The following is a 26,049-nucleotide window of genomic DNA, read 5'->3' as shown; positions in this document are numbered from 1 at the left end:
ACAAAAAGCGGCCCAAGCCGCTTTTCGCCGTCGCGCACGGGCAGTCCGAGAACCGAACTGCCCGCCGGACCATTGTTTTAAAGCTTTACTCGACGGTCACCTGAACTTCGGTCGAGGTGCGCATCGCGTGGCTGTAAGGGCAGACGATATGCGCCTTGGCGACCAGGTCTTCGAGCTGGGCGCGTTCGATGCCGGGGGCGTTGACCGACAGCGAGACTTCGATGCCGAAGCCGCCACCATCTTCGCGCGGGCCGATGCCGACCGTTGCGGTGACCTTGGCCTCGTCGGGGATCTTCACCTTTTCCTTGGCAGCGACGGCTTTCAGCGCGCCGAGGAAGCAGGCGGAATAGCCGACCGCAAACAGCTGTTCCGGATTGGTGCCGGTGGCGCCATCGCCGCCGAGTTCCTTCGGAACCGTCAGCGTGACGTCGAGCACGCCGTTGTCGGAAGCACCGTGGCCGGAGCGGCCACCGGTTGCGGAACCCTTGGTCGTGTAAAGAATGGGCATGGAGTAACTCCCTTGGTGTTAGGTATTGCCGGATCATCGCGCGCACATTCGATGGCACGGAACTTGAACCGGCATCAGTCCAGCGACATGGTCGCTAGGCATAAGATAGGGCATCAGGCCACGAAGTCAGGGCCGGGGGTGGGAGATAATGAGCGTGGAACGGGGCAGTGAAGCGCGCCGACGGCGTCATTGCCGAGGGAAAGCCGCGGGCAAACAACGGTTGTCGTTGACGGTTGGCAACGAGTCTCTACGCTGCTGGAAAAACCGTGACTGAGGGGATCAGGGCGCCATGACTGCACCGCTATTGGTTCGAAATCGAAACTATCGCTTGCTTCTGACGGCGGGAACGCTGACCAACCTTGGCGACGGGATGATTGTCCTGGCGCTGCCCTGGCTTGCCACTTTGATGTCGCGCGATCCTCTAGCGATTGCGGCGGTTGCGGCGGCGGGAAGCATGCCCTGGCTGTTTTTCGCCCTGCCCTCCGGCGTCGTCGTCGACCGGACGGACCGCCGCAAGTTGATTGCCCGCGCAGACCTGATCCGTGCGGGAACGGTCACTGCAATCATGATGCTTGCTCTGAGCGAGCCGGGATCCGGGGCGGTCTGGCTGCTGACCGGTCTCGCATTTCTGCTGGGCTGTGCCGAGGTCCTGCGAGACAATGCAGCGCAGACAATTCTGCCGGCGATCGTCGCCCCTGATGATCTGGAGGTTGCCAATGGCCAGATGTGGAGCGCCGAACAATTGATGGGTCAGTTCATCGGGCCGCCGCTTGCAGGCGTATTGATCGGATTGGGGATCACGGTGCCATTCGGTGTCGATGCGGCGGCACTGGTGCTTGCGGCGGGCATGGTCTGGCTGATCACGCTGCCGCCTCAACTGAAGACGCCCGCGCGCTTCTGGCCATCATTGGTGGAGGGTATCAGCTGGATGCGAAACGATCGTCTTCTGTTCCGGCTGGCCGTCACACTGGGGATGGTGAACTTCCTGTTCTCGATGGCGACGACCGTCATCATTCTGTTTTCGCAGGAGATCTTGGGGCTGTCTGCGGCCGAGCACGGATTTCTGCTGTCCGTCGCTGCAATCGGGGCTGTGGCGGGCAGTCTCGGAGCACCATTCATCACCAAACGGATCGGCGCCCAGGCGGCGCTCTCCCTCTCGTTTTTAATCTGGGGGACATCCTACGCAGCCATCGCCGTCAGTTCCTCGGCCTTGGTCGTTGGTGCGGCCATGGCGATGTTCATGGCGACATCGATGGTCTGGAACGTCATCACCGTGTCCTGGCGCCAACGCCGCATCCCGGCCGAACTGCTCGGCCGCGTCAACAGCATCTACCGGTTCTTCGGCTGGGGATCGATGCCACTCGGAGCCATCGCGGCAGGGGTTCTGGTGTCACTGATCGAGAACGAGGCCGGACGGGAGATGGCGCTGCGTGGGCCGTTCATTCTGGCTGCCGCAGGCTATTTCGCTCTGCTTGTTTACGCCCGGTTGAGACTGCGGCTGCAGTAAAAGGCGTTGCACTGGCGGTATTGGGATGGTCACCGGATGCAAAAAAGGCTGCGGTCTCCCGCAGCCTTTTCGTCGTAGATCAAGAAGATGCTTACTGCCAGACGACGACGCGGGCCTTGTTGGGGACGCGCTCATAGAGGTCGATGATGTCCTGGTTCATCAGGCGGACGCAGCCCGAGGAGACGGCTTTGCCGATCGAGTTCCATTCCGGCGAACCGTGCAGGCGGTAGAGCGTGTCCTGGCCGTTCTGGAAGATGTAAAGCGCGCGGGCGCCGAGCGGGTTTGTGAGGCCCGGAGGCATGCCGCCGTTTGCGATCGAATACTTGACCAGTTGCGGCTGGCGCGCGACCATTTCGTCCGGCGGGGTCCATTTCGGCCATTTCTGACGCCACTGGATGACACCTTCGCCGCTCCAGGCAAAGCCATCGCGACCGATGCCGACGCCGTAGCGCATGGCCGAACCGCCGGGCTCGACCAGATAGAGGAAGCGCGACGGGGTGTCGACGACGATCGTGCCCGGGCGTTCGCCTGTCGGATCGACAACGCGCTGGCGATAGTAGCGCGGATTGATCCGCTCATAGGGGATGGCCGGGATGAGATAGCCACCATCTTCGACGGCGCCGTACATCATTGCGGCTTCGGGATCGCCGCCAACCGGCGGAAGGCCGTCGTTGCGGAGGGCGACGCCGTCACGGTAGGTGACGATGTTGCCGGAAGGGCCCGGCGCAGTGGAAGCGCAGCTCGCGAGCGTCGAGGCAGCGCCGACACCCAGCATGGACAGGAAGCCCCGTCGGGAGAAAGAAGAGTTGGAAATCATGTTCGGAAAGTCACCCTAGAGGAACGCGTCACTGCAAAAGCAAATTTTAACGGCAATCGAACCGATTGGTTCCATGCCTGATGTTTTGCTCCACTATCACATAACGCGGCCAGCTTCATCGACCATTCACGAGGTTGACACACACCATCACAGGGATGCGACACAGCCTGTGTCCCCTGCGCAACAGCGTGATCACTTCACTGTGTGTGACGGCAGATACAAGGCCCGGGGGATTGACGCGCGAGATGCAAGCTTGCCGTGGGCAGTTTCACCACGCGTCAACGGTCAGAGTACGACGATCGGAGTGCCGTTCGGGACGCGGTCGAACAGGTCGATGACATCTTGGTTGAGCATGCGGACGCAGCCGGACGAGGTTGCCCTGCCGACGGACTGCCAGTCCGGCGTGCCGTGAACGCGATAGAGCGTGTCCTTGCCGTCCTTGTAGATATAGAGCGCGCGGGCGCCGAGCGGGTTGTTCAGGCCGGGATCGGCGCCGCCGGATGCTGCTGCGAACTGGCGCAGTTCCGGCTGGCGTGAGACCATTTCGCCCGAAGGCGTCCAGCGCGGCCATTTCGCCTTGCGCTGGATGACGCCGCGGCCGGACCAGGCAAAGCCCGCCTTGCCGAGACCGACGCCATAGCGGATCGCCTTGCCGCCGGGCTGCACGAGATAGAGGAAGTTGGCACGGGTATCGACCACCAGCGTGCCGGGTGCTTCGTTGGTCTGGTAGGACACATCCTGGCGTAGAAAACGGTTGTCGATGCGCGAATAGGGAATGGCCGGCAGCGTGTGGCCGTCGTCGCGGATCACCTCGTACATCACCCGGTGCACGGGGTTGGAGACCGGCATGCCGTAGGTCTGGTGGAACTGCGTCTGATAAAGCTGACGCTTTTGCGGAATAGCCTCCTTCTGGGGAAGAGGCTGCGGCTGGACCGGCTCGTTATAGGCCGGCTGATAGAAGACCGGCGTGGTTTCGCGGGCAAACACGGCCGGGTCCATGCGGGTCGTATCGGTGACGAACGGCACCTGGCAACCGCTGAGCGCCGTTGTCGCCACAAGAACGGCCGCAAGACCGGAGGTCCGGCTGAGCGATAAGGCTTTGTTTTGCATGGCAGTCCCGCTTCGGCATTGATGACGTCGGCGGCAATCTGTCAGGCAGCGCTTTCGCGAGGCTGGAGCGGTGGCACTTGGCTAGGGCGGATCACGTGAACTGATTGAAGAAGCGGATGCTTTCGACCACGGCTCCCGGCACCACGCCGCTGTGATTGCCCGGCAGAAGCTTCTTGTCGATCGCAACGCCGGCAGAGCGGGCACGATCGATCAGCAGCTGGTGGTCGGGATCGAAAGGGCGTTCTTCCGAGCCGCGCAAAAGCAGTGTCGGGCATTTGAGGCTCGGCCCGAAACAGGCGGATGACCGCATCACGAACTCTTTCGGATCGGCCGCATCGAAGGGGACTTCGTTCGAGTATCGGGTAAAGAAGCGCCAGGAATTGACGCCGGCGGAAATCGGCACTGCGGCTCTGAACCGGCGCGTCATGCCTGAAAGAAGCGACAGCGTGCCGCCATTGCTGTGGCCGGCGATAAAAAGCCGGCTGCGATCGATGCCGGGCAGGTTTTCCAGATAGGTGGCGGCTGCCAGCGCATCGGAGGTTTCGTCGTAGAAACCGGAGAAATTGCCGGCCTGGCCGTTTTCGCCGCGAAAGGATGGATGCAGGACCACGAAGCCCGCTTCCCAGTAAGCTTTCATCAGTTCCCAGTGGCCGTCGCCGGTGGCATTGCCGCCGTGCAGGAAAAGCACCGCCGGCCTCGACTTGCCCGAGGCTTCGTAATGGGAAAGCCAGGCGATCAGTTCGAGCGAGCCATCCGGACCGCCGCGATAGAGGACCTTTTGCGCACCCGGCGGGGTCCCGAGCGGTGGCGAGGCTTCGGGCGCCGGACCGTGCTTCAGAAGATGCGTGCGGAAGCGACGCCTGGCTTCGGCATAATCTTCCTTTTCCAGCGGCAGGGTTTCGGGGACGGGAAAGGGCGCGGCCAGGGCCTGGGGTGCAGCAAGGGAACCAAGTGCACCGAGTGCCAGACCGGTCATCAGCATGCGGCGGGTGATTGACATGGAACGACCGTCTATAAGGATATGAGTAGTCTCAGATATCGGGATTAAGCGTAACCCCGACGGTTCTAAACGCAAGCGGGCCGGCGGTCACATCTTCGCGTCCGCCGTTTTGGCATCGATCATCGCGGTCAGCGTTTCCAACCGGTCGGCATCGCGCGGCAGCTTGTCCATCCGCAGCCGTGCAATGCGGGGAAAGCGCATGGCGACGCCGGACTTGTGGCGCGTCGAGCGGTTGATGCCCTCAAACGCGACTTCCAGCACGAAGCCGAAATCCTTGTCGGCGCGCACCGCCCTCACCGGGCCGAAGCGCTCGACCGTGTTGTCGCGCACGAACTTGTCGAGCACTTCCAGTTCCGCATCGGTAAAGCCGAAATAGGCCTTGCCGACGGGCACAAGATGATCGCCATCGGGGCCATCCGTCCACACGCCGAAGGTGAAATCGGAATAATAGCTGGAGCGCTTGCCGTGGCCGCGCTGGGCATAGAGCATGACCGCATCGACATTATAGGGGTCGCGTTTCCACTTGAACCACGGGCCTTTCAGCCGGCCGGCCTGATAGACGCTGTCTCGACGCTTGATCATGACGCCTTCGATGACGGGATCCGGCGGATCACGGCGCAGGGCTTCGAGCTCATCCCAGGTGGTGAAGGGCACGAGATCGGACAGGTCGAACCGGTCATGCGGGGCGTGGCCGATCACCTCGGACAGGCGTTCGCGGCGCTCGAGGAAGCCTTTTGCGCGCACGTCCGCCTCGCCGTCGAACAGGATATCGTAGGCGCGCACGAAGGCGGGGTAATCCTCCAGCATCTTGGCGTTCACCGTCTTGCGGTTGAGGCGCTGCTGCAGGTCGGAAAAGGTGCGGGTGGGATTGTTGGAGCGCATAGTGCCGCCGACGAGAAGCTCACCATCGATGACGCCATCGAAATTGATCCGCTCGACGATATCGGGAAAGGCGCCGGTAATATCATCGCCCGAGCGGGAATAGAGCTTTTTGGTGCCGCCATGGGCCGACATCTGGACGCGGATGCCATCCCATTTCCATTCGGCGGCATAATCGGCGGGATCGAGCTTTTCGAGATCGCCGTTTTCGACCGGATTGGCGAGCATAACCGAATGGAAGATCGCCGGCGTCGCCAGAACCGGCTTGTCGGCATGGCCTTCCAGCCAGGCAAACAGCGACACATAGGGCGGCTCCAGCCCGTGCCAGAGCGTCTCGATCTCGGTCACATCCTTGCCCGACATTTCCGACAGGGCCTGCTTTGCAAGCCGCGCCGAAACGCCGATGCGCAGTGAACCGGTGACGAGTTTGAGGAAGGCGAAACGGCCGGAGGGATCGAGATGATCGAGCAGATCGCGGACGGCTGAGCGGACCTCGGTGCGGCCGAGCGAATTCATGCGGGCGACGACTTCGGACAGACGCGGCTGTTCGGCGTCGGTCGTGTCGTCCTTTTCGAGGCCATCCCAGACGAGCGCAATGGTTTCGGCGAGATCGCCGACATAGTCGTAGGAATACTGAAACAGAACCGCATCCATGCGCTCCAGCACCAGCTCGCGCAGCATGGCGGGCTTGACGCTTTTGAGATCGAGCGCGCTTGCGAGCGCCGCCAGGCCATAGCCGCGGTCGGGATCAGGCGTGGTGCGGAAGTAATCGACCAGCAGGGTGATCTTGCCATTGCGCGACGGGGTGAGGACAAGGCGGTCGAGGAGTGTGGCGAAGGGTTTCATGGGCGCAGCACTCTTCGAAAAACCCCCTCTGGCCTGCCGGCCATCTCCCCCACAAGGGGGAGAAAACCAGCGGCACGGCACCACCCAGATTGTGCGACAGCGGTGCGACGGGCTCTAGCCCTCCCCCTTGTGAGGAGGGTTGGGAGGGGCCTTTTCTCGACAACACAGTCATCATCGATCCCCCTCTGGCCTGCCGGCCATCTCCCCCGCAAGGGGGGAGAAAACCAGCGGCACGGAACTGGCCCTGTTGTGCGACAGCGGCGCGACGGGCTCTAGCCCTCCCCCTTGTGGGGAGGGTTGGGAGGGGTCTTTCTTCAACAATCCACGCATCATTCATTCCCCTCTGGCCTGCCGGCCATCTCCCCCGCAAGGGGGGAGAAGATCTGGGGCACGGCACAGCCCCTGGTGTGCGACAGGGGCGCGACGGGCTCTAGCCCTCCCCCTTGTGGGGAGGGTTGGGAGGGGTCTTTTTGCAGCAATCCACGCATCATCAATCCCCCTCGTCCTCATAGCCGACCAGGTGCAGCGGCCGCGCTGGAATGCCCTTCAGTTCGCACCAGCGTACCAGCGCTTCTTCGCGGCCGTGGGTGACCCAGACTTCGGAGGGAGCGACCTCGTTGATGGTTTCCAAGAGTTCGGGCCAGTCGCAGTGGTCGGAAATGACCAGCGGAAGCTCGACGCCGCTTTGTTTGGCGCGTTGGCGCACCATCATCCAGCCCGACGCAAAGGCGATCAGGGGTTCGTTGAAGCGGCGGGCCCAGCGATCCTGAAAGGCCGAGGGCGGGCCGACGACGACGGCGCCCTTGAACAGGTCGGGGCTGCTCTTGTCGATCGTCGCGGGGCGGATTTCGCCGAGCGCGATGCCCTGGCTTTCGTAATAGTCGCAGAGTTTGGCGAGCGCGCCGTGGATATAGATCGGTTCGTCATAGCCGCTGTCGCGGATCAGGCGGATCACCCGCTGCGCCTTCCCCAGGGCGTAGGCGCCGACCATGTGGCTGCGGTCGGGAAACTGCTTGAGCGACGTCAAGAGCTTGCCGATTTCCTCGCGCGGGTGGGGATGGTGGAAGACCGGCAGGCCGAAGGTTGCCTCGGTGATGAAGACATCGCAGGAGACGGGCACGAAGGGTGCGCAAGTCGGATCCACACCGCGCTTGTAATCGCCTGACACGACGATGCGCAGATCCTTGTGCTCAAGCGCGATCTGGGCGGAGCCGAGCACATGGCCGGCTGGATGGAAGCTGACATTGACGCCGCCGACATCGATGACCTCGCCCCACGCAGCCTCCTGTTCGGAGGTGCAGAAGTCGTCGCCGTAGCGGATCTTCATGATATCAAGCGTCTGGCGGGTGGCCAGCACATGGGTGTGGCCGGCGCGGGCATGGTCTGAATGGCCGTGGGTGATCAACGCCCGCTCGACGGGTCGCACCGGATCGACATGGAAGCCGCCGACGGGGCAGAACAGGCCGGCCGGTGTGGGATGAAGCAGTGCCTCGGGTTTCATAGGACGAGAGATAGGCGGGGAAAGCCCGCTTGGAAGAGCCTTACGGGGTGGGCAGCTTGTTTTGTTGTGCGGCGGCTTGGACTTGCGCTGTCGGCAGGCGTTTCGGCTTGAGGAAAAGAGCGGCGATCAGGCCGATGGCAGCGATCACGGCGGCGGCGAAGAAGAGCGGCGTGAAGGCAGAGAAGTAGACGGATGCCACCGCCTCGCGCGAGGCTTGCGGCAGCTGGTCGAGCACTTTCGGGGTGAGTGCGCCGATATCGGCAACGCCTGGAATAACCACGCCGCTGCCCTTGACCGACGAGCCGATGATGGCGCCGTAGAGCGAGATGGCGATCGAGGCGCCGCCCATCCGCATCAGCGTCACGGCACCGGTGGCGGCACCCATGTCTTCCCGCGGTGCGGAATTCTGGACGCCGATGATCGGGGCCTGCTGGCCGAAGCCGACGGCAAGTCCCTGGAGCATCAAAAGAATGGCGACGAGCCAGAGCGGCGTAGCAGACGTCACCTGCGACAGAAGCAGAAGAGCGCCGATGCTCATGACCAGGCCCAACACGGCGAACGGCTTGTAGCGGCCCGTGATGGAAATCAGCCTTCCCGCCGACATGGAGCCGACGACGATGCCGCCGGTGAGGCCAATGAAGAACAGGCCGGCCTGCGACGGCGACAGGCCCGTCGTCGTCTGCAGGAACAGCGCGTAATAGTTGACCATGCCGATGCCGACGGCGCCGGAGCAGAGCGTGATGATGAGAAACAGCGAGAACGTGCTGTCCCTGAACAGTTTGAGCGGCACGATCGGTTCCGGCACCCGGCTTTCGACGAACACCCAGAGGCCGGCGCAGGCCATGCCGAAGCCGAGTAGGACCAGCGACTGAACCGCGAACAGCGAGCCGAACAGCTGATGGCTATCGGCAAAGGTGACGAGGCTCGCAATCGTCAGCGCCAGCACGACGGCGCCGGCATAATCGATCTTCGGCTTGCGTTGCGGGCGGCGATAGGGAAGCAGCAGGGCGAGGCCTGTCACGACGATGACGCCGAGCGGCAGGTTGATCAGGAAGATCGAGCGCCAGCCGAAGAGATCGCTGAGGGTGCCGCCGAGCACTGGGCCGATGCTTCCGGCCGCCATGATCATCAGGCTGGAATAGCTCTGGTATTTTGCCCGCTCGCGCGGTTCGAACAGATCGGCATTGATCGAGAAGATCGACACCATGATGCCGCCGCCGCCGAGACCCTGAAAGACGCGGGCCGCAATCAGCGAATTCATCGACCAGGCAAAGCCGCAGAGAACCGAGCCGAGGGTGAAGAGCACGATGGCGAACAGCATCACATATTTGCGGCCGAACAGATCCCCCAGCTTGCCGTAGATCGGCATGACCGCGCTCATGGCCAGAAGAAAGGCCGAGGACACCCAGCCGAAACTCTCCATCTGGCCGAACTCGCCGACGATGGTGGGAAGTGCCGTGGAGACGATGTGATTGTCGAGCGCCGCCATGAACAGCGCCGCCATCAGGAACCAGAAAACGAACAGACGCTGTCGTTTGTCGGCAACAAGCGGGGTCTGGGCCGGGCGTGACATATCCATGGCATACTTCCTGAAGGGGTCGGCGAATTTATGTGACTTCAGCATATAATTGTCAACAGCAGGCAGATGCACCCAGCAACAATTTCGTTGAAACAACCCGGCACCTGCTGATAAGTTGCAGCGATGACGACCACGATTTCTGAATCAGACCCACAGCCTTCGACCGAAACCGCCGCTTTTGCGGAGGGGCTTTGGCGTGTCAGCGACAACCTGACCCGGATGCGGCATCTGATGGGGCGACGGATGATCGCGCGCACCGCGATTGCCAACACGGTTCCGGGGCTGGAAACGGCGCATCTCGACGTGCTTGACGTCATGGGCCGGATCGAGGGCGAAATCACCGTGGGCGCGATTGCCGAGACGATGCGGATCGACCCCTCGCGCGGCAGCCGTCTGGTGACCGATCTCGTGTCGCGCGGTGTTCTCAGGCGTGATGCTTCGCAGGAAGACGGGCGGCGCTCGCTGCTGGTCAGGACCGAACTCGGCGATGCGTTGCTGGCCGAGCTACAGGCGGTGAAGCGCTCGCTGCTGGTGAACGTGCTGGGCGACTGGCCGGAGGAGGAGCTTTCGGCGTTTTCGCATCTGTTCGAGAAGTTCATTTCCGGCTTCGAAGCGGTCTATCCCGGCGGCGCAGGCCGTCCCTCTCCGACCTGACCGTTTCGGCATCCGTCCCGAAACCACACACTTCCGCTGGCACGATAAATGCGTGTTGCAAGGGGATGATGGAGACGGGCTGAATGATTTCGAGACGCAAAATGCTTGGCTGGGGCATGACGGGCGCTGCGGTTGCCGCATTGCCGCTGCCAGCGCTTGCAGCACCTACCAGCGTTTCGACCGTTGACCTGCGCGGCTCGATCGATGCGCGCGACCATGGCGTGTCGCCTGATGGCGGTGATGTTTCGACCCGCAAGCTGCTGGCGCTGATCGAACAGGCGGCGCGGCAGAACAAGCCGGTCTATCTGCCGCCCGGCGACTACCGGGTCTCGGGCCTCGACCTTCCCGACAACACAAGGCTGGTCGGCGTTTCAGGCGCTTCCAGGCTCGTCTATTCCGGCGACGGATCGTTTATCAGTGCAACCACGGCACGGCGGATAGAGCTTTCCAATCTGGTGATCGATGGCGGCAATCGCTGGCTGGATGATCAGACCCCTGCCCTTATCCATTTCTCCGGCATTCCCGATATCTCCATCGACAATTGCGAAATCCTCGGCGCGCGCAAATCCGCGATCCAGCTGGAGCGATGCGGCGGGCGCATCGAGCGCTCCAAGATATCCGGTGCTGCGGATTACGCGGTCTATGCGGTCGAAAGCACCGGTCTTTCGGTGACCGGCAACAGCGTGTTCGATTGCGGCAATGGCGGCATTCTCATCCATCGCTGGGAAAAGGGCGTCGATGGCAGCATCGTCACGGCTAACCGCATCTTCCGGATCGGTGCCAGAAATGGTGGCACCGGGCAATATGGCAACGCGATCAACCTGTTTCGCGCCGCCAACGTGATGGTGAGCGGCAACCACATCACCGACGCCGCCTTTTCGGCGATCCGCGCCAACAGCTCCTCCAACGCGCAGATTTCCGGCAACCAGTGTTTCCGCTCCGGCGAGACGGCGATCTATGCGGAATTCTCGTTCGAGGGTGCGGTCATCTCCGGGAATACGGTGGATGGCGCGGCAAACGGAATTTCCGTTGTCAATTTCAACGAAGGCGGCAGGCTTTCGACCATTTCAGGTAATATCGTCCGCAACCTTTCGGCAACCGGCCCCTACAAACTCGACGGCGCAATCTTCGGCGTCGGCATCAGCGCCGAGGCCGACACGGCGATCACAGGCAACGTGGTGGAAAACGCCGCCCTCTGGGGCCTGGCCCTCGGCTTCGGCCCCTACCTGCGCAACGTCGTCGCCGCCAACAATATCGTGCGCGGCGCCAACGTGGGTTGCGCCGTCAGTGTAGCCGAGGGCGCCGGTTCGACTGTGATCACCGGCAACGTCTTCCAGGACGTGAACGATGGCGGCGTGATCGGCTATCGCTGGACGCAGGCGGCGACGGAAGAGTTGGGCGGGTCGGGCGATGCGGCGGCGGCGTTTCCGCATTTGACGGTTATGGGGAACCGGGTGGGTTAGGTTTCGGGGTCGGGAGCTTCGGGGTCGAAGTCTATGTTGCGGCCGTGGTGGAAGATGCGCAGGATGATGACGGTGTCGCCCTTGATCATGAAAGCGATCGTCGCCTTCTTGCGGTAGCCGACAAGGCGCACGCCGAGTTTGCTTTCCAGGCGAGATCCCCGTTCCGGAAAGAGCTCGAACGAGTGGCAGTGGTCGACGATTTGGTCGACATAGCGCCGGGCAACCCGTTCTCCGGCACGTGGCAAGAGATAGGTCAAAAGTTCGATCACATCGTCTTCGGCCGCGTCAGAAAAGCGAACCGTGTAGTTCATTTTCCGTCGCCAACCATCCGGTCGATCCTGGCGTGCAAACGCTTGCGTGTCTCCTCCAGCGGACGGGTTTTAATGGTTCCCGCGTCGATGGCCTGAAGCGTCGGCACCACCTCGTCCCTCAGCCACTTCTCGATCGCCGCATCGTGTGCTGCCATCGGGCGCAGGCCCTCGGCGATCACGTCGCTTTCCGAGGCGTATTCGCCGGAGGCGACCTTGGCTTCGACCATGTCGGCGATCTCGACCGGCAGGGTGATGCTGAGCGAACGGGTGGCGCGCATGGGGTTGGCCCTTGGAAAGATCAGAATGCTGATGACTATACCGAAAACTGAAGCGGACGTCCAACCGGTCGATTTGAGGGGGCTGCATCTTCCGTTCGGGGCCGAAGCACTCTAGCGTCGCCCGCGACACACAATGGGAGATACGCATGCTGAAAATCTATGGCGTCTATCGTTCACGCGCGACGCGGCCGCTCTGGTTGATCGAGGAACTGGGATTGCCGTTCGAGCATATTCCTGTCATCCAGGCCTATCGGCTGGATGACGCTTCGGTTGATGGCGCGCCTGTCAATACGCGGTCGCCGGAGTTTTTGAGCGTCAATCCGATGGGCTCGATCCCGTCGATGGACGATGACGGGTTCGTGCTGCACGAGTCGCTCGCCATCACGCTCTACCTTGCCCGCAAGCATGGCGGCGAGATTGCTCCGAAGACGATCGAGGAAGAAGCGCAGATGGTGCAGTGGTCGCTGTTTGCGGCAACCAGCGTCGAGACCCCTGCCCTGACGATCCAGTCGTCCAGTGCGTCCACCGACGAAGGCAAGGCGGCGATCGAGGCAGCTGCACGCACGCTTTCGCGGCCGTTCGACGTGCTTGAAAAGCATCTTTCCGAAGACGGTTTCATGGTGGGCAAGCGGTTTACGGTGGCCGATATCAACGTGACGGAAATCGTGCGTTACGCGCGCAGCCATGCCGCCCTGTTCGACGGCCGCCCGGCGCTGAAAGCCTGGTATGACGGCTGCGTCGCCCGGCCCGCCTATCAGGCGATGTGGGCAAAGCGCAACGCCGAGCCGGCCTGACGATCAATTGGCGGGTTTCGCTGCTGCTTCAGATTGCCAACAGAGGTATTGCCGAACAAATCTTTGAGGTCACTCAAGACATTGAGCCGGTTGCCTCAAACTCCCCTAAATCCTCGCCCTCGTGGCGAGGATCCAGTCAGCTCAAGTCCTTGAGCTGAAGGAGTCTCTGACCCGGCAGACGTCGGGTCGCTGGATCCTCGCCACAAGGGCGAGGATGAGGGAGACTGGGTATCGCTCTCGCCAAATGAGCTTCTTCAGAGTTTGCCAGCAGTCTGCGGCCTGACGATCAGGCGGCGGGCTTTGCTGCCGCTTCTTCCGCCAGCACCTGTTGCACCGCCGGACGCATTTCGATGCGCCGGTAGTGTGCGGCGACCTTCGGGAATTCGGCCATGTCCACATGGTCGCTTTCCAGCCAGCCGGTCATGACGAAGAGATAGGCGTCGGCCACCGAAAACGTTTCGCCGAGCACGAATTGGTCTTCGACAAGACCATCCTCGATCAGAGCGAAGCTGTCGCGCATGGTTTGCGGCACCTTGGCGATCATGTCCGCATGCGAGGCGGAATTATCCGCCCAGCGCGCGCCGCGGCGGCCATGGGCGTGGTTGATGTGGACGGTGGAGGAGAGATAGGCGTTGAAGGCCTGCATTTTTGCAAACAGGAAGGGATCGTCGAGCGGTGCGAGGTTCTTTTCCGGCACGAGCTGGGCAATGTAGGGAAGCAGTGCGACGGTTTCGGTCAGCACGCCCTTGTCCGTCACCAATGCCGGCACCCGGCCCTTCGGGTTGACCTTCAGATAGGCTGGCGATCGCTGCTCGCCCTCGGCAAAGCGGATGAGCGAGACCTGATAATCGAGGCCCGACTCGGCCAGCGCGATATGGCTGGCGCGTGAGCAGGTGCCGGGCGTGATGTAGAGCGTCAGCATCGATCCGTATCCCTTCGTCGGTATCAGGCAAACAGCGCGTCGGTGACCCGCACTTCGCCGACGGTGAGGCCGTTCCAGTTCTTCATCGTGCGGTTGGCCATTGCCATCAGCTTTTCCTGCGTCTCGCCGCCCTTTTCGAAATAGCGGGCGATGAGTGCGAAGATCATCGCTTCGGCGGCGCGGGTCGTACCGTCCTCGCATTTGACCGCCATGGCAATGCCCTGATCGGGAAGTGCCGCGACGAAAACGCCTTCGGCACCGGTCTTGGCAAAGATCTTGCCCGGCGCCAGTTCCATCAGCTTGGTGCAGGCGCGGCCAGTGCCGGCGACGTAGAAGGGTTCGGCCATGCAGGCATCCATCAGCCGGCGCGATGCTTTCGCCCGTTCGTTGGACAGGCCGGTGCCGGTCAGCATTTTCGCAAAGCCGTGGGCAAGGCCCTTGAGCGGAACGGCGTAGGTCGGGATCGAGCAGCCGTCGATGCCGCAATTGTCTTCGGCCAGAACAGCGCCCGTGAGGCTGCCCATCACGTCGCGGATTTCCTTCTGCAGCGGATGATCGTAATCGACATAGCCCTTCAGCTGCGTGCCGGAATGGACGCAGGTGCAGACGAAGCCGGAATGTTTTCCGGAGCAGTTGTTATGCAGCGCCGTCGGATATTCGATGGTGCGGGCCTGGTGGATGAGCGAGGCCTGTTCGGATGCCCAGTGGGCGCCGCATTCCATGTCGTCGACACTCTTGCCGGCCTTGGCGAGCATCGAGGCGGCCATGGCCACATGCGCGTCCTCGCCGGAATGGGAGGCGCAGGAAAATGCCAGTTCCTTGTTGCCGAACCCATAGGCATCGGCTGCACCGCTTTCGATCAGCGGCAGCGCCTGCATGGCCTTGCAGGAGGACCGCGGAAACACGCCGGCTTCCGCATCACCGAAGGAAAACAGCGTCTTGCCTTCGCCATCCACGACGACGCCGAGGCCGCGATGGCGGCTTTCGACGAGAGAGCCGCGGGTCACTTCAACGGTCACGGGATTTTGCATCGGTCAGTCCTGAATTTGCCGGCTTCTATTGCTCATTCGGCTTAAACGCCATTTCGGCGGCGTTGATAGCCGTTTCGGCGATTTGTTGCACGGGAATGTTTATGAAATCGGTAAAGCGACTGCTGCTCCTTATCTTCGTCGTCTACCTTCTTCCCACCTTCGCTTCCGCCAGCCTTTGGGCGATGCGCGAACACCCGTCCGGCTGGAGTGCCGCGCGCTGGTCGTCGGCCGGCATCCTTCCCAAGGCGAACGAAAGCAACGATGCGGCGATCTATATTTTCTCGGCGATGACGGGCGGATTGAAAGGTTCGGTGGCAAGCCATGCCTGGATCGTGACCAAGGCAAAGGGTGCGGCCACCTATACCCGCTATGACAAGGTGGGCTGGGGCAACCCGATCCGCCGCAACCACCGCGATCCGGACGCCTTCTGGTATTCGAACCCGCCGCAGCTGGTGACATCGATCACCGGATCGAAGGCGGAGCTGCTGATCCCCAAGATCGAAGGCGCGATTGCCGCCTACCCTTACGCCGAGCCCGGCGGCTACACGATCTGGCCGGGGCCGAATTCCAATACGTTCGTGGCCTATGTGCTGCGCACCGTGCCTGAGATCGGCGCGGTGCTTCCGCCGCATGCGGTGGGCCGCGACTATCTGCCGGATGGGGAATTCGTGCATCTGGACGAGGACAGCCGCGACCTGCATGTGACGCTGCGTGGACTGTTAGGCTTTTCGGTGGGGGTGCGGAGCGGCATCGAGGTCCATTTCCTCGGTCTCGTCGCGGGCCTCGATCTCGCCCGGCCGGGCATCAAGGTGCCGGCGCTCGGACGGATCGGCATCTAGCCGAGAGAGCAGTGCCGCGATGCATGGGAGCCATGCATGAAACGCAAAACGCCCGCAGACTTGCGAGCGTTTGCAAACATTCGGATTATACGATCAGAAACCGATCAGAAGCCGACGGCAGTGCGTGCGACGCGACGGATATCGCTACGGTCGATACCGAGGTCGTGGAGTTCGCGCGAGGTCATACGGTCCAGTTCGGTGACCGTCTGACGATACTTGCGCCAGTTGTTGATGGTGCGTGCTACGTTCATGATGATCCCCTTTCCTGAGGCTTTCGAAGCTTCAGCTGCCAGATGCTGGCGCTTTCTCTTGCTTCGATGACATCTTTATACGCTGCCCAAGGATGAAGCAGAAGCACTGAAGCGTCAGGCCACCCATGCGTGCCATGCATGTCTTTCCAGGGTCGATGTCAGGGAATTGGTCATCATTGCCAGGCAGGATGGAAGACCATCGAAATTTGCGACCGGCAGACATGGAAAAGGGCCGCTTGAGCGGCCCTTCCATGAGTTTGGTCCGGTTGAACGAACCCGGGCTGCAATCATGCAGTCCGAAGGAAGATGTCATTCAGGCCGAGGGCTGCCCCGTCAAGACCAACAACTTTCCATTGCCCGCTACACAGACCGAAATCTCATTAGACATTGGACCACCTTCCTTTCATTACGTTGATGATGATCAGAAGGTAGGTGCGATCTGCGGCGCTTGCAAGGCAAGTTATGTAAACAATCGAAGATATTATTGAGTTGCGGATCGGCGGCGGTTCGACCACTATTCGCGCAGCCGGCGGCGAGGTGCCTTCCGGGCGATGCCCAAGGCCACCTCTGCCCCCAGGTTTCATCACCCCAGCTTCATCACGATCTTGCCGATATGGCTGCTGGTTTCCATCAGCCGGTGCGCCTCGACCACGTCGTCAAACGGCACCACGGAATGGATGACGGGTGAGACCTTGCCGGCTTCGAGAAGCGGCCAGACCTCGCTCAACAGTTCGTCGCGGATCGCCCGCTTTTCGTCGGCGGTGCGGGGCCGCATGGTCGATCCTGTCACCGTCAGGCGCTTGACCATGATCGGTGAGAGATTGACCTTTTCCGCCATGTTGCCGCCGAGGAAGGCGATGATCGACAGGCAGCCGTCCTTGGCAAGGACCGACAGGTTCTTTTCGAAATAGGAAGCGCCGATCATGTCGAGCACCACATCGACGCCCTTGCCGTCGGTCTCGGCCTTGATCACCTCGGCAAAGTCCTCGGTCTTGTAATTGATCGCCTTGGTCGCACCGAGCTTTTCGCAGGCGTCGCATTTGTCCTTCGAGCCGGCGGTCGCATAGGCCGTCGCGCCGAATGCCTTGGCGAGCTGGATCGCGGTCGTGCCGATGCCGCTCGAGCCGCCATGGATCAGCACGCTCTCGCCTTCGGTCAGGCCTGCCATCTGGAACAGGTTGGCCCAAACAGTGAAGAAAGTTTCCGGCACAGCTGCGGCTTTCACCGCATCATAGCCTTTCGGCCATGGCAGCGCCTGGCCTGCCGGCACGACGCAGTATTCCGCATAGCCGCCGCCATTCGACAGGCCGCAGACCTTGTCGCCGATTGCAAATTCGGTGACGCCCTCGCCGAGCGCCACCACTTCACCGGCGACTTCGAGGCCAAGGATCGGGCTTGCATCCTTCGGCGCCGGGTAGTTCCCCTGGCGCTGGGCGACGTCGGGCCGGTTGACGCCGGCGGCTTCTACCTTGATCAGGAATTCGCCTGATCGGGCCGACGGGCACGGGCCGGTGGCATGGGTCATTACATCGGGGGCGCCGAAGGACGGCAGGTCGACGAAACGCATCTGGGACGGCATGGACATGGGTCTACTCCTGTCAGTATCTGACGATTGACTTAGGACAGTGCCCCCTGCTTGGAAAGGCGGAGGTTGGATGCATGCATCCGGTTGAGCCGGTGTGGCGCTACTCTGCCGCATCACCGTAGCTTGCGAAAACAAGGCCACGGTCGCTCTCCTTGGCGGCAACCTTGACCGTTGCGATCTCCGTTCCGATGCGGGCGATATCGTCGAGGATCAGGCCCTGCGGCAGATGGACAACGCCGATCGAGCAGCGCAGCAAAGGGAAATCGCGCTCCACGCCGGTGCGGTCATGGCCACGGATCCGGCCTGCCGCCCGCTCCTCTTCCGAATAGAGCGCGACGGCGTCATCGTGGAAATCCGATAGAAGTCGCTCGAGGATTTCCTCCAATTCGTCGCGGCTCCAGTCGCGGATGCCGATAAAGAAATCGTCGCCGCCGACATGGCCGAGGAAATGCTCGTCGGAGAAGAAGTAGCGCTTCATCAGCGCCGCAAACAGCGAGATTGCGTGGTCGCCCATCTGGAAGCCGTAATGATCGTTGAACGGCTTGAAATGGTCGAAGTCGCAATAGCAGAAGAAGCGCTGCTCGTCGTCATCGCGGCCGGCCTGGTACATGAAGTCGCGGATGGCCCGGTTGCCGGGAAGACCCGTCAGCGGGTTCTGGTCCTGGGCGATCTTGAGCTGCTTTTCGTTGACCACCTTGATCAGCGATGCCGCCGAGACGACGCCGGCATAACGCATGTTTTCGGTAAGGATGACGCAGGCGCTGTTTTCCATGTTGGCAAACAGGCTCATCAGCTCTTCCGCCTCGGCATCCAGACCGATGATCGGCGCGCGCTCGACGAAATGGGCGATGGTGCGCTCATAGACCTTGTTCTTTAGGAGATCGCGGCCGAAGGGCTGATAGATAAATTCCTTGAGGTGATATTCGTTGATGACGCCGCGCGGTTCGCCATTGGCGTTCAGCACCGGAAAGAATGCCTGGCGCGGATTGCGGCGAAACAGTTCAAAGACACTGTCGATGCTTTCGTTCTCGAACACCGTCGGCAGCTTTTCGATCTGCTTGCGGATGAGGATTTCGTCGAGCGACTGGCTGGATCGGCGCGACAGACCGATTGCGGCCAGATGCGGATAGGCCGGCTGCAACTCCGTGACGAAGCTGGTGGGTCTTGCTATGAAATAGCCCTGTACCAGATCGACGCCGTATTCACGGCAGGCCAGAAATTCGGCCTCGGTCTCGATGCCTTCGGCAATCACGCGGATGCCGAGCACATGGGCAATGTTGACGATGTTCTTGACGAGATGCCGTTTGCGCGGATTGACATCGATATCCGAAATGAAGTGCCGGTCGATCTTCAGGTAGTCGACCGGGTAGTCGCAGAGCAGCTTCATCTCGCCATGGCCGACGCCGAAATCGTCAATCGCCAGCTTGAAGCCTGCCTTGCGCATCTCGCTCATCAACTCGGCAAATTCCGGCACCGAGGTGTTGTCGAACCGCTCGGACAGCTCGAAGCAGACCGAGGACGGCGCGACGCCTGCCTGGCGCAGATGCTGGACGATCTTTTCGAGGAAAAGCTGGCCGTCGCGGATCATCCGGACATCGAGATTGAGAAACAGCGTCTGGCTGGAGAAATCCGGAAGGCCAGCGAATTTGGCAAGGGCCCGGTGGGCGACCATCTGTTCGAGCGCCAGAAGCTGGCCGCCGTCATGGGCCTGGTCGATCAGTTCGAGCGGCGAGGCAAAGCCGAGACGGTCATGCCCGCGCAGCAGCGATTCATAGCCGAACACGGACCCGGTGGCGACCTCCACGATCGGCTGGAAGGCGTTCTCAATGACAAGCTTTGCCAGAGGCAAAAGCTGATCGCTGGCATAGCGACGGAAAACGCCCGGTTCCAGAACGGTCGCAGACGACATGCAATTCACCTCATTTACTGCGTGGGCCCGACCGGCCCGGCGCCTTATTCACGGGCGCCACCTTTGCCTGCTTTGGTCAAAAATCCCTTTCCGGCAGATGACAGTTCGATGAAACTTTCACGACGTTCATTTATCTTTCTAATACAATTGGTTGGAAATTTTACGCCGCATGGCTTAGGCAGGTGCGATCGGGCGCGTGCGCCACGGGCCGGATGATGCCTGGAGCGGAATTCCTCCTCACGTTTCCGCCCTATCGCTTTTGAGACAGCCCTGTTCGCAATCCCTGCTTGATCGCGCGGCCAATCGAAAATAACTCACTCTGGCGGTCTTCCTCCTCTTAAAGAAAAGCAGCCCGGTCATGTCTCGTCCAAACATCCTCATCATCATGGTCGATCAATTGAACGGCACGCTGTTTCCGGATGGGCCGGCGGACTGGCTGCATGCGCCGCATCTGAAAAGCCTCGCTGCACGCTCGGCGCGCTTTCAGAACAACTATACCTCGTCGCCGCTTTGCGCGCCGGCCCGCGCCTCGTTCATGGCGGGGCAGCTGCCGAGCCGAACGCAAGTCTATGACAATGCCGCCGAATATGTTTCGTCGATCCCGACCTATGCGCATCACCTGCGCCGCGCCGGCTATTACACGGCGCTGTCGGGCAAGATGCATTTTGTCGGGCCGGACCAGATGCACGGGTTCGAGGAGCGACTGACCACCGACATCTACCCGGCCGATTTCGGCTGGACGCCGGATTACCGCAAGCCGGGCGAACGGATCGACTGGTGGTATCACAACATGGGTTCGGTCACCGGTGCTGGCGTTGCCGAGATTTCCAACCAGATGGAATATGACGACGAGGTGGCTTTCCTCGCCAACCAGAAGCTCTACCACCTGAGCCGCGACAACGACGATGCGGACCGCCGGCCCTGGGCTTTGACGGTATCCTTCACGCATCCGCACGACCCCTATGTGGCGCGCCGGAAGTTCTGGGATCTCTATAACGACTGCGAGCACCTGATGCCTGAGGTCGGCATGCTTGCCGAGCAGGATCCGCATTCGGCCCGCATCCTCAAATCCTGCGACTACCCCGCCTTCGAGATCACCGACGCCCATGTACGGCGGGCGCGCCAGGGCTATTTCGCCAACATTTCCTATGTCGACGAGAAAGTCGGCGAGCTGATCGACACGCTGACCCGGACACGGATGCTCGACAACACGTTCATCCTGTTCTGCTCCGATCATGGCGACATGCTGGGCGAGCGTGGTTTGTGGTTCAAGATGAACTTCTTCGAGGGGTCATCCAGGGTGCCGCTGATGATCGCCGGTCCTCAGATCACGCCGTCGCTGCATGCCGCGCCGGTTTCCAATCTCGACATCACGCCGACGCTTTGCGATCTTGCCGGCATCTCGATGGACGAGATCATGCCCTGGACCGACGGCGAAAGCCTGAAGCCCGTGATCGATGGTGGCACGCGAACCTCGCCGGTGCTGATGGAATATGCCGCCGAAGCCTCGCATGCGCCGCTGGTCGGCATCCGCGAGGGCAAGTGGAAATACGTGCATTGCGAGCTCGATCCCGAACAGCTTTACGATCTCGACGCCGATCCGAACGAGCTGACCAACCTTGCGCAAGACCCGGCCCATTCATCGGTCATGGACGGGTTTCGCGCCAAGCGGGCGGAAAAGTGGGACATGGCGAAATTCGACGCGGCCGTGCGTGAAAGCCAGGCGCGGCGCTGGGTGGTCTATGAAGCGCTGCGCAACGGTGCCTATTACCCCTGGGACCACCAACCCTTGCAGAAAGCCTCCGAGCGCTACATGCGCAACCACATGAACCTCGACAATCTGGAAGAGTCCAAGCGCTATCCCCGCGGGGAATAGTCGCCAAGGAACGGAGAAGACCCATGAAAGCACAACCAGTCGCCAGCCACTTCATCGACGGCGAATATGTCGAGGATACCGACGGCAGCGTCATCGAAAGCCTTTACCCGGCGACGGGCGAAGTGATCGCAAGGCTGCATGCGGCAACGCCTGCGATCGTCGAAAAGGCGATTGCTGCGGCCAAGCGCGCCCAGCCGGAATGGGCGGCAATGAGCCCGACCGCGCGCGGCCGGATCCTGAAGCGCGCAGCCGAGATCATGCGGACGCGCAACCGCGAGCTTTCCGAGCTGGAGACGCTCGATACCGGCAAGCCGATCCAGGAGACGATCGTCGCCGACCCGACATCGGGCGCCGACAGTTTCGAATTCTTCGGCGGCGTGATCGCGGCCGGCATGAATGGTCAGTACATCCCGCTCGGCGGCGATTTTGCCTATACGAAGCGGGTGCCGCTCGGCGTCTGCGTCGGCATCGGTGCCTGGAACTATCCGCAGCAGATCGCCTGCTGGAAGGGCGCACCGGCGCTCGCGGCCGGCAATGCGATGGTGTTCAAGCCTTCGGAAAACACGCCGCTCGGCGCGCTCAAGATCGCCGAAATCCTGATCGAGGCCGGCCTGCCGAAAGGGCTCTTCAACGTCATCCAGGGCGACCGCACCACCGGGCCGCTTCTGGTCGAACATCCTGATGTCGCCAAGGTGTCGCTGACCGGTTCGGTTCCGACAGGCCGCAAGGTGGCGGCGAGCGCTGCCGGCAATCTCAAGCATGTGACGATGGAACTGGGCGGCAAGTCGCCGCTGATCGTGTTTGATGATGCGGATATCGATTCCGCCATCGGCGGGGCGATGCTTGGCAATTTCTATTCGACCGGACAGGTCTGCTCCAACGGCACCCGCGTGTTCGTGCAGAAGGCGATCCGGGACGAATTCCTGTCGCGGCTGAAGGCACGCACCGAAAAGATGGTGATCGGCGACCCGATGGACGAGGCAACCCAGGTGGGGCCGATGGTCTCCTTCGATCAGCGCCAGAAGGTGATGTCCTATATCGAAAAGGGCAAGTCAGAAGGGGCAACGCTCATCACAGGCGGCGGCATTCCCAACAATGTCTCGGGCGAAGGCTATTATATCCAGCCGACAGTGTTTGCCGACGTCACCGACGACATGACCATCGCCCGTGAAGAGATCTTCGGACCCGTCATGTGCGTGCTCGAGTTCGATAACGAGGAAGAGGTGATCGCGCGCGCCAACGCCACCGAATTCGGCCTCTCCGCCGGGGTCTTCACCGCCGATCTGACACGCGGCCATCGCGTCGTGGATCTGCTGGAAGCAGGCACGCTGTGGATCAACACCTACAATCTCTGCCCGGTGGAAATCCCCTTCGGCGGCTCGAAACAATCCGGCTTCGGCCGCGAAAACTCGCTTGCGGCACTGGAGCATTATTCGGAACTGAAGACGGTCTATGTGGGAATGGCACCAGTCGAGGCGCCGTATTGAACGCCTCGTCAGCCCACCACCAGATCATCGAGATCGACCTTCAGGACAGCGGCGATGCGTTTCAGCTCGTCGACGCTGCCGGGTTTCTCGCCGGTCTCGATCTGGGCGATGCAGGGCTGCGAAATGCCGGCCGCGTCGGCGAGTTCGGAGACAGTCATCTTCCGGTAGGTGCGGAAGGTGCGGATGCGGCTGTCTGTTTCAAACAGTTCGTACACAAGCTCGGCCGGCCAGGTTTCTTCGCCGGCCTCGATACGAGCCATGACTTCGCCAGCCACGATGGTATCCATCATGTCCTCGAATTCTTCTTCGGGGACAAGAACGAAGGGCTTACCATTGATAACCGTTCTGTTGAAAACACCCATCATTCAATCCTTGTAGGCACCGCCCCTAGGGCCGGCGTCGATGACCAAAACGAGGTTCGTCTGTTCATCGACGATGATCCTGTCAGCACCGACCCTGATGCGGATGAGAGGGCTACCCACCAGCTTCTTGAGGTCGACCCTTTCGCCACGGGCGAAAGCATCGACCTTCGACTTGATTGCAGCCTGTCTTTTAGGCTGCATCCGGCTCAGGCTCTTTTGTGCGACACGAGAATACTGAACCGGCTTCATCCCGGCAATATCGTTTAGAATCGAATTTCATTCAACCACGGATTGAGAAGAATGCTTCAGGCAGATTTCGTCATCATCGGCTCGGGTTCGGCGGGTTCGGCCATGGCCTATCGGCTGTCCGAGGACGGGAAGCATTCGGTCATCGTCATCGAGGCGGGCGGTACCGACTATGGTCCGTTTATCCAGATGCCGGCAGCACTTGCCTGGCCGATGAGCATGAAGCGCTACAACTGGGGATATTATTCGGAGCCGGAACCGAACCTTGGCAACCGCCGGATTACAGCGCCGCGGGGCAAGGTGCTGGGTGGGTCTTCGTCGATCAATGGTCTCGTCTATGTGCGCGGGCACGCCGAAGACTACAACCGCTGGGAGGATCTTGGTGCGAGCGGCTGGTCCTATGCGGATGTGCTGCCCTATTTCAAGCGGATGGAAACGGCCCACGGCGGCGAAGAGGGATGGCGCGGCACGGATGGGCCGATGCATGTACAGCGCGGGCCGATGACCAATCCGCTGTTCCATGCCTTCATCCGGGCGGGTGCCGAGGCCGGTTTCGAGACGACCGACGATTACAACGGCTCGAAGCAGGAAGGCTTCGGGCTGATGGAGCAGACGATCCATGACGGTCGCCGCTGGTCCGCCGCCAACGCCTATCTGCGGCCGGCGATGAAGCGGAAGAATGTCGAAGTCGTCTATGGCCTGGCGCAGAAGGTCGTGATCGAAAACGGCCGTGCGATCGGCGTCGAAGTTCTGCGGCGGGGCGTGCCGGAAGTGGTCAAGGCGAACCGCGAGGTGATCATTGCCGCCTCCTCGTTCAATTCGCCCAAGCTTTTGATGCTGTCGGGCATCGGGCCGGCGGCACATCTGAGGGACATGGGGATCGAGGTCGTGGCCGACCGGCCGGGCGTCGGCGCCAACCTGCAGGATCACATGGAATTCTACTTCCAGCAGATCTCGACCAAGCCTGTCTCGCTCTATTCCTGGCTGCCCTGGTTCTGGCAGGGGGTGGCGGGTGCCCAGTGGCTGATGACCAAGGGTGGCTTGGGGGCCTCCAATCAGTTCGAGGCCTGCGCCTTCCTCCGCTCGGAGCCTGGCCTGAAGCAGCCGGACATCCAGTATCACTTTCTGCCTGTGGCGATCTCATACGACGGCAAGGCGGCCGCAAAAAGCCACGGGTTCCAGGTGCATGTGGGCTACAACCTGTCGAAGTCGCGCGGGGCGGTAACGCTGCGCTCGGCGGATCCGAAAGACGATCCTGTCATTCGCTTCAATTACATGAGCCATGAGGAAGACTGGATCAAGTTCCGCCACTGCGTGCGGCTGACGCGTGAGATCTTCAGCCAGAAGGCGTTCGACGACTATCGCGGACCGGAGATCCAGCCGGGCGAACAGGTTGAGAGCGACGATCAGATCGATGCCTTCCTGCGCGAGCATCTGGAAAGCGCCTATCACCCCTGCGGCACCTGCCGGATGGGTCGCGCCGATGATCTGATGGCGGTGGTCGATCCGGAATGCCGGGTGATCGGCGTCGAGGGGCTGCGGGTAGCCGACAGTTCGATCTTCCCGCATGTGACCTATGGCAACCTCAACGGCCCATCGATCATGACCGGCGAGAAGGCCGCGGATCATATTCTGGGCAAGCAGCCCCTGCCCCGCAGCAATCAAGAGCCCTGGGTCAATCCGAGAGCGGCGATGAGCGACCGTTAAGGTCGTGCAGTGTCAGTGGTAGTCGTCTTCGCGCTGGTGGCGGATGGCGAGGACGGTGACGGTTTGATCGTCCTCGATGTCATACAAAATGACGTAGCCTGAGGACCCGAAAGGCACCAGAAGTTCGCGCGCGAGGGCATCACCCTCGATTACCCTTCGTCCAACAAAAGGGAAATCCTCAAGTACTCGGATTGCCTTGGCCATAGCCTCGTAGGCACGCTCTGCCAATCGCAAATCGATCTTTGCCAGATAGCCGTGATGCCTTTCCAGGTCTTCAAAAAACTGCCTGGAGTAACGGAGCGTATGGCTCATTTTGCTTTCGCGGAGCGCGCCCCTTCAAGCTGTCTTTTCATCAGACCAAGCACATCGTCAGACGTATAGTAGAAGCCGGTTCTTTTGCCTTCTTCACGCGCTGCCAGCCCCCTGGCGATAAACTCCGCCTGGGTCTTTCGGTAGTCGATCTGTTTCTTTAGCGAGTCCTCGACGAAGGCGGATAGCGTTTCACCCTCTTTCAGCACGCTTTCGGCAGCCGCGCGGAGTTCCGGGTCGACGCGCAGCGACGGGATGGTTGCGGTTTTCATTAGCAT

General features: G+C 61.4%; 26 protein-coding genes. 8 read left to right on the top strand and 18 right to left on the bottom strand.

The window, feature by feature from the left end; all coding sequences use genetic code 11:
• Positions 1–85: 85 nt before the first annotated feature.
• Positions 86–508 carry an organic hydroperoxide resistance protein gene (locus ACQY1K_RS04435; RefSeq protein ID WP_062453520.1) on the bottom strand — a complete coding sequence of 141 codons (423 nt, stop codon included), beginning with the start codon at positions 506–508 and terminating at the stop codon, positions 86–88.
• A gap of 289 nt (positions 509–797) precedes the next feature.
• Between ACQY1K_RS04435 and ACQY1K_RS04430 the strand changes: the two genes are divergently transcribed.
• Entirely contained in the window at positions 798–2,015 is a 1,218-nt protein-coding gene (locus tag ACQY1K_RS04430) for an MFS transporter (RefSeq protein WP_430258405.1), read from the top strand.
• 91 nt (positions 2,016–2,106) lie between these two features.
• Here the strand turns inward: ACQY1K_RS04430 and ACQY1K_RS04425 are convergent, their stop codons facing one another.
• From ACQY1K_RS04425 to ACQY1K_RS04400, 6 genes are all read right to left on the bottom strand, one after another.
• Positions 2,107–2,832, bottom strand: coding sequence for a L,D-transpeptidase (locus ACQY1K_RS04425; RefSeq protein ID WP_092661600.1), 726 nt, complete (start codon positions 2,830–2,832; stop codon positions 2,107–2,109).
• 285 nt (positions 2,833–3,117) lie between these two features.
• Positions 3,118–3,942, bottom strand: coding sequence for a L,D-transpeptidase (locus ACQY1K_RS04420; RefSeq protein ID WP_092661599.1), 825 nt, complete (start codon positions 3,940–3,942; stop codon positions 3,118–3,120).
• Between the two features lie 91 nt (positions 3,943–4,033).
• Positions 4,034–4,942 carry an alpha/beta hydrolase family protein gene (locus tag ACQY1K_RS04415; protein ID WP_430258404.1) on the bottom strand — a complete coding sequence of 303 codons (909 nt, stop codon included), beginning with the start codon at positions 4,940–4,942 and terminating at the stop codon, positions 4,034–4,036.
• Positions 4,943–5,029: 87 nt separating this feature from the next.
• Entirely contained in the window at positions 5,030–6,667 is a 1,638-nt protein-coding gene (locus ACQY1K_RS04410) for a cisplatin damage response ATP-dependent DNA ligase (protein ID WP_430258403.1), read from the bottom strand.
• Positions 6,668–7,157: 490 nt separating this feature from the next.
• Positions 7,158–8,168, bottom strand: coding sequence for a ligase-associated DNA damage response exonuclease (locus ACQY1K_RS04405; protein ID WP_062579571.1), 1,011 nt, complete (start codon positions 8,166–8,168; stop codon positions 7,158–7,160).
• A 40-nt stretch (positions 8,169–8,208) separates the two neighbouring features.
• Positions 8,209–9,747 carry an MDR family MFS transporter gene (locus ACQY1K_RS04400; RefSeq protein ID WP_430258402.1) on the bottom strand — a complete coding sequence of 513 codons (1,539 nt, stop codon included), beginning with the start codon at positions 9,745–9,747 and terminating at the stop codon, positions 8,209–8,211.
• 123 nt (positions 9,748–9,870) lie between these two features.
• Between ACQY1K_RS04400 and ACQY1K_RS04395 the strand changes: the two genes are divergently transcribed.
• Positions 9,871–10,401: a MarR family winged helix-turn-helix transcriptional regulator gene (locus tag ACQY1K_RS04395; protein ID WP_430258401.1), complete on the top strand. Its 531-nt coding sequence runs from the start codon at positions 9,871–9,873 to the stop codon at positions 10,399–10,401.
• Between the two features lie 83 nt (positions 10,402–10,484).
• Positions 10,485–11,864, top strand: a complete 1,380-nt coding sequence (locus tag ACQY1K_RS04390) for a TIGR03808 family TAT-translocated repetitive protein (RefSeq protein WP_430258400.1) — start codon at positions 10,485–10,487, stop codon at positions 11,862–11,864.
• Here ACQY1K_RS04390 and ACQY1K_RS04385 read toward each other — a convergent pair.
• Together ACQY1K_RS04385 and ACQY1K_RS04380 are read right to left on the bottom strand one after the other, a co-directional pair.
• Positions 11,861–12,175, bottom strand: a complete 315-nt coding sequence (locus ACQY1K_RS04385; protein ID WP_062453528.1) for a type II toxin-antitoxin system RelE/ParE family toxin — start codon at positions 12,173–12,175, stop codon at positions 11,861–11,863. The genes ACQY1K_RS04390 and ACQY1K_RS04385 overlap by 4 nt on opposite strands.
• On the bottom strand, positions 12,172–12,453 hold the full coding sequence (locus tag ACQY1K_RS04380; protein WP_062453529.1) for a ribbon-helix-helix domain-containing protein: 282 nt from the start codon (positions 12,451–12,453) through the stop codon (positions 12,172–12,174). Before ACQY1K_RS04380 ends, ACQY1K_RS04385 begins: the two co-directional genes overlap by 4 nt.
• A 146-nt stretch (positions 12,454–12,599) precedes the next feature.
• Between ACQY1K_RS04380 and ACQY1K_RS04375 the strand changes: the two genes are divergently transcribed.
• Entirely contained in the window at positions 12,600–13,247 is a 648-nt protein-coding gene (locus ACQY1K_RS04375; protein WP_113112185.1) for a glutathione S-transferase family protein, read from the top strand.
• 286 nt (positions 13,248–13,533) lie between these two features.
• Here the strand turns inward: ACQY1K_RS04375 and ACQY1K_RS04370 are convergent, their stop codons facing one another.
• Together ACQY1K_RS04370 and ACQY1K_RS04365 are read right to left on the bottom strand one after the other, a co-directional pair.
• Positions 13,534–14,169 (bottom strand): glutathione S-transferase family protein, encoded by a 636-nt coding sequence (locus ACQY1K_RS04370; RefSeq protein ID WP_430258399.1) that lies wholly within the window; start codon positions 14,167–14,169, stop codon positions 13,534–13,536.
• 23 nt (positions 14,170–14,192) lie between these two features.
• Positions 14,193–15,200 (bottom strand): asparaginase, encoded by a 1,008-nt coding sequence (locus ACQY1K_RS04365; RefSeq protein WP_192086877.1) that lies wholly within the window; start codon positions 15,198–15,200, stop codon positions 14,193–14,195.
• A 101-nt stretch (positions 15,201–15,301) separates the two neighbouring features.
• On the opposite strand from ACQY1K_RS04365, the gene ACQY1K_RS04360 reads away from it, so the two are divergent.
• Entirely contained in the window at positions 15,302–16,039 is a 738-nt protein-coding gene (locus tag ACQY1K_RS04360; protein WP_192086878.1) for a DUF3750 domain-containing protein, read from the top strand.
• A 104-nt stretch (positions 16,040–16,143) separates the two neighbouring features.
• Here the strand turns inward: ACQY1K_RS04360 and ACQY1K_RS04355 are convergent, their stop codons facing one another.
• From ACQY1K_RS04355 to ACQY1K_RS04345, 3 genes are all read right to left on the bottom strand, one after another.
• Positions 16,144–16,290 carry a DUF1127 domain-containing protein gene (locus ACQY1K_RS04355; protein ID WP_082471856.1) on the bottom strand — a complete coding sequence of 49 codons (147 nt, stop codon included), beginning with the start codon at positions 16,288–16,290 and terminating at the stop codon, positions 16,144–16,146.
• A gap of 583 nt (positions 16,291–16,873) precedes the next feature.
• Positions 16,874–17,875, bottom strand: coding sequence for an NAD(P)H-quinone oxidoreductase (locus ACQY1K_RS04350; protein ID WP_430258398.1), 1,002 nt, complete (start codon positions 17,873–17,875; stop codon positions 16,874–16,876).
• A gap of 100 nt (positions 17,876–17,975) precedes the next feature.
• On the bottom strand, positions 17,976–19,784 hold the full coding sequence (locus ACQY1K_RS04345; RefSeq protein WP_430258397.1) for a GGDEF domain-containing protein: 1,809 nt from the start codon (positions 19,782–19,784) through the stop codon (positions 17,976–17,978).
• A 358-nt stretch (positions 19,785–20,142) separates the two neighbouring features.
• Between ACQY1K_RS04345 and betC the strand changes: the two genes are divergently transcribed.
• Positions 20,143–21,660 carry a choline-sulfatase gene (gene betC, locus ACQY1K_RS04340; RefSeq protein ID WP_430258396.1) on the top strand — a complete coding sequence of 506 codons (1,518 nt, stop codon included), beginning with the start codon at positions 20,143–20,145 and terminating at the stop codon, positions 21,658–21,660.
• A gap of 23 nt (positions 21,661–21,683) precedes the next feature.
• On the top strand, positions 21,684–23,147 hold the full coding sequence (betB, locus tag ACQY1K_RS04335) for a betaine-aldehyde dehydrogenase (RefSeq protein WP_430258395.1): 1,464 nt from the start codon (positions 21,684–21,686) through the stop codon (positions 23,145–23,147).
• 8 nt (positions 23,148–23,155) lie between these two features.
• Here betB and ACQY1K_RS04330 read toward each other — a convergent pair whose 3' ends face one another.
• Positions 23,156–23,437, bottom strand: a complete 282-nt coding sequence (locus ACQY1K_RS04330) for a helix-turn-helix domain-containing protein (RefSeq protein ID WP_430258394.1) — start codon at positions 23,435–23,437, stop codon at positions 23,156–23,158.
• A 75-nt stretch (positions 23,438–23,512) separates the two neighbouring features.
• A complete protein-coding gene (locus ACQY1K_RS04325) occupies positions 23,513–23,710 on the bottom strand; it encodes a type II toxin-antitoxin system RelE family toxin (RefSeq protein ID WP_430258393.1) in 198 nt (65 codons plus the stop codon).
• Positions 23,711–23,809: 99 nt separating this feature from the next.
• On the opposite strand from ACQY1K_RS04325, the gene betA reads away from it, so the two are divergent.
• The gene (betA, locus tag ACQY1K_RS04320) at positions 23,810–25,462 is read left to right on the top strand and encodes a choline dehydrogenase (protein WP_430258392.1); all 1,653 of its coding nucleotides are present in this window, start codon (positions 23,810–23,812) and stop codon (positions 25,460–25,462) included.
• Positions 25,463–25,474: 12 nt separating this feature from the next.
• Here the strand turns inward: betA and ACQY1K_RS04315 are convergent, their stop codons facing one another.
• The gene (locus tag ACQY1K_RS04315) at positions 25,475–25,774 is read right to left on the bottom strand and encodes a type II toxin-antitoxin system RelE/ParE family toxin (RefSeq protein WP_113109659.1); all 300 of its coding nucleotides are present in this window, start codon (positions 25,772–25,774) and stop codon (positions 25,475–25,477) included.
• Positions 25,771–26,043, bottom strand: a complete 273-nt coding sequence (locus ACQY1K_RS04310; protein ID WP_113109658.1) for a YlcI/YnfO family protein — start codon at positions 26,041–26,043, stop codon at positions 25,771–25,773. Before ACQY1K_RS04310 ends, ACQY1K_RS04315 begins: the two co-directional genes overlap by 4 nt.
• Between the last annotated feature and the right edge of the window lie 6 nt (positions 26,044–26,049).

This window comes from Neorhizobium sp. IRS_2294 (assembly GCF_050500145.1).
GTDB classification, from domain to species: Bacteria; Pseudomonadota; Alphaproteobacteria; order Rhizobiales; family Rhizobiaceae; genus Neorhizobium; species Neorhizobium soli.
Note: the sequence above shows the minus strand (reverse complement) of the source record. Positions and strands in the feature narration are given on the sequence as shown.

Coding starts and splice junctions, on each gene's coding strand:
- ACQY1K_RS04435 (WP_062453520.1), bottom strand. CDS start 508: ATGCCCATTCTTTACACGACCAAGGGTTCCGCAACCGGTGGCCGCTCC.
- ACQY1K_RS04430 (WP_430258405.1), top strand. CDS start 798: ATGACTGCACCGCTATTGGTTCGAAATCGAAACTATCGCTTGCTTCTG.
- ACQY1K_RS04425 (WP_092661600.1), bottom strand. CDS start 2,832: ATGATTTCCAACTCTTCTTTCTCCCGACGGGGCTTCCTGTCCATGCTG.
- ACQY1K_RS04420 (WP_092661599.1), bottom strand. CDS start 3,942: ATGCAAAACAAAGCCTTATCGCTCAGCCGGACCTCCGGTCTTGCGGCC.
- ACQY1K_RS04415 (WP_430258404.1), bottom strand. CDS start 4,942: ATGTCAATCACCCGCCGCATGCTGATGACCGGTCTGGCACTCGGTGCA.
- ACQY1K_RS04410 (WP_430258403.1), bottom strand. CDS start 6,667: ATGAAACCCTTCGCCACACTCCTCGACCGCCTTGTCCTCACCCCGTCG.
- ACQY1K_RS04405 (WP_062579571.1), bottom strand. CDS start 8,168: ATGAAACCCGAGGCACTGCTTCATCCCACACCGGCCGGCCTGTTCTGC.
- ACQY1K_RS04400 (WP_430258402.1), bottom strand. CDS start 9,747: ATGGATATGTCACGCCCGGCCCAGACCCCGCTTGTTGCCGACAAACGA.
- ACQY1K_RS04395 (WP_430258401.1), top strand. CDS start 9,871: ATGACGACCACGATTTCTGAATCAGACCCACAGCCTTCGACCGAAACC.
- ACQY1K_RS04390 (WP_430258400.1), top strand. CDS start 10,485: ATGATTTCGAGACGCAAAATGCTTGGCTGGGGCATGACGGGCGCTGCG.
- ACQY1K_RS04385 (WP_062453528.1), bottom strand. CDS start 12,175: ATGAACTACACGGTTCGCTTTTCTGACGCGGCCGAAGACGATGTGATC.
- ACQY1K_RS04380 (WP_062453529.1), bottom strand. CDS start 12,453: ATGCGCGCCACCCGTTCGCTCAGCATCACCCTGCCGGTCGAGATCGCC.
- ACQY1K_RS04375 (WP_113112185.1), top strand. CDS start 12,600: ATGCTGAAAATCTATGGCGTCTATCGTTCACGCGCGACGCGGCCGCTC.
- ACQY1K_RS04370 (WP_430258399.1), bottom strand. CDS start 14,169: ATGCTGACGCTCTACATCACGCCCGGCACCTGCTCACGCGCCAGCCAT.
- ACQY1K_RS04365 (WP_192086877.1), bottom strand. CDS start 15,200: ATGCAAAATCCCGTGACCGTTGAAGTGACCCGCGGCTCTCTCGTCGAA.
- ACQY1K_RS04360 (WP_192086878.1), top strand. CDS start 15,302: ATGAAATCGGTAAAGCGACTGCTGCTCCTTATCTTCGTCGTCTACCTT.
- ACQY1K_RS04355 (WP_082471856.1), bottom strand. CDS start 16,290: ATGAACGTAGCACGCACCATCAACAACTGGCGCAAGTATCGTCAGACG.
- ACQY1K_RS04350 (WP_430258398.1), bottom strand. CDS start 17,875: ATGTCCATGCCGTCCCAGATGCGTTTCGTCGACCTGCCGTCCTTCGGC.
- ACQY1K_RS04345 (WP_430258397.1), bottom strand. CDS start 19,784: ATGTCGTCTGCGACCGTTCTGGAACCGGGCGTTTTCCGTCGCTATGCC.
- betC (WP_430258396.1), top strand. CDS start 20,143: ATGTCTCGTCCAAACATCCTCATCATCATGGTCGATCAATTGAACGGC.
- betB (WP_430258395.1), top strand. CDS start 21,684: ATGAAAGCACAACCAGTCGCCAGCCACTTCATCGACGGCGAATATGTC.
- ACQY1K_RS04330 (WP_430258394.1), bottom strand. CDS start 23,437: ATGATGGATACCATCGTGGCTGGCGAAGTCATGGCTCGTATCGAGGCC.
- ACQY1K_RS04325 (WP_430258393.1), bottom strand. CDS start 23,710: ATGCAGCCTAAAAGACAGGCTGCAATCAAGTCGAAGGTCGATGCTTTC.
- betA (WP_430258392.1), top strand. CDS start 23,810: ATGCTTCAGGCAGATTTCGTCATCATCGGCTCGGGTTCGGCGGGTTCG.
- ACQY1K_RS04315 (WP_113109659.1), bottom strand. CDS start 25,774: ATGAGCCATACGCTCCGTTACTCCAGGCAGTTTTTTGAAGACCTGGAA.
- ACQY1K_RS04310 (WP_113109658.1), bottom strand. CDS start 26,043: ATGAAAACCGCAACCATCCCGTCGCTGCGCGTCGACCCGGAACTCCGC.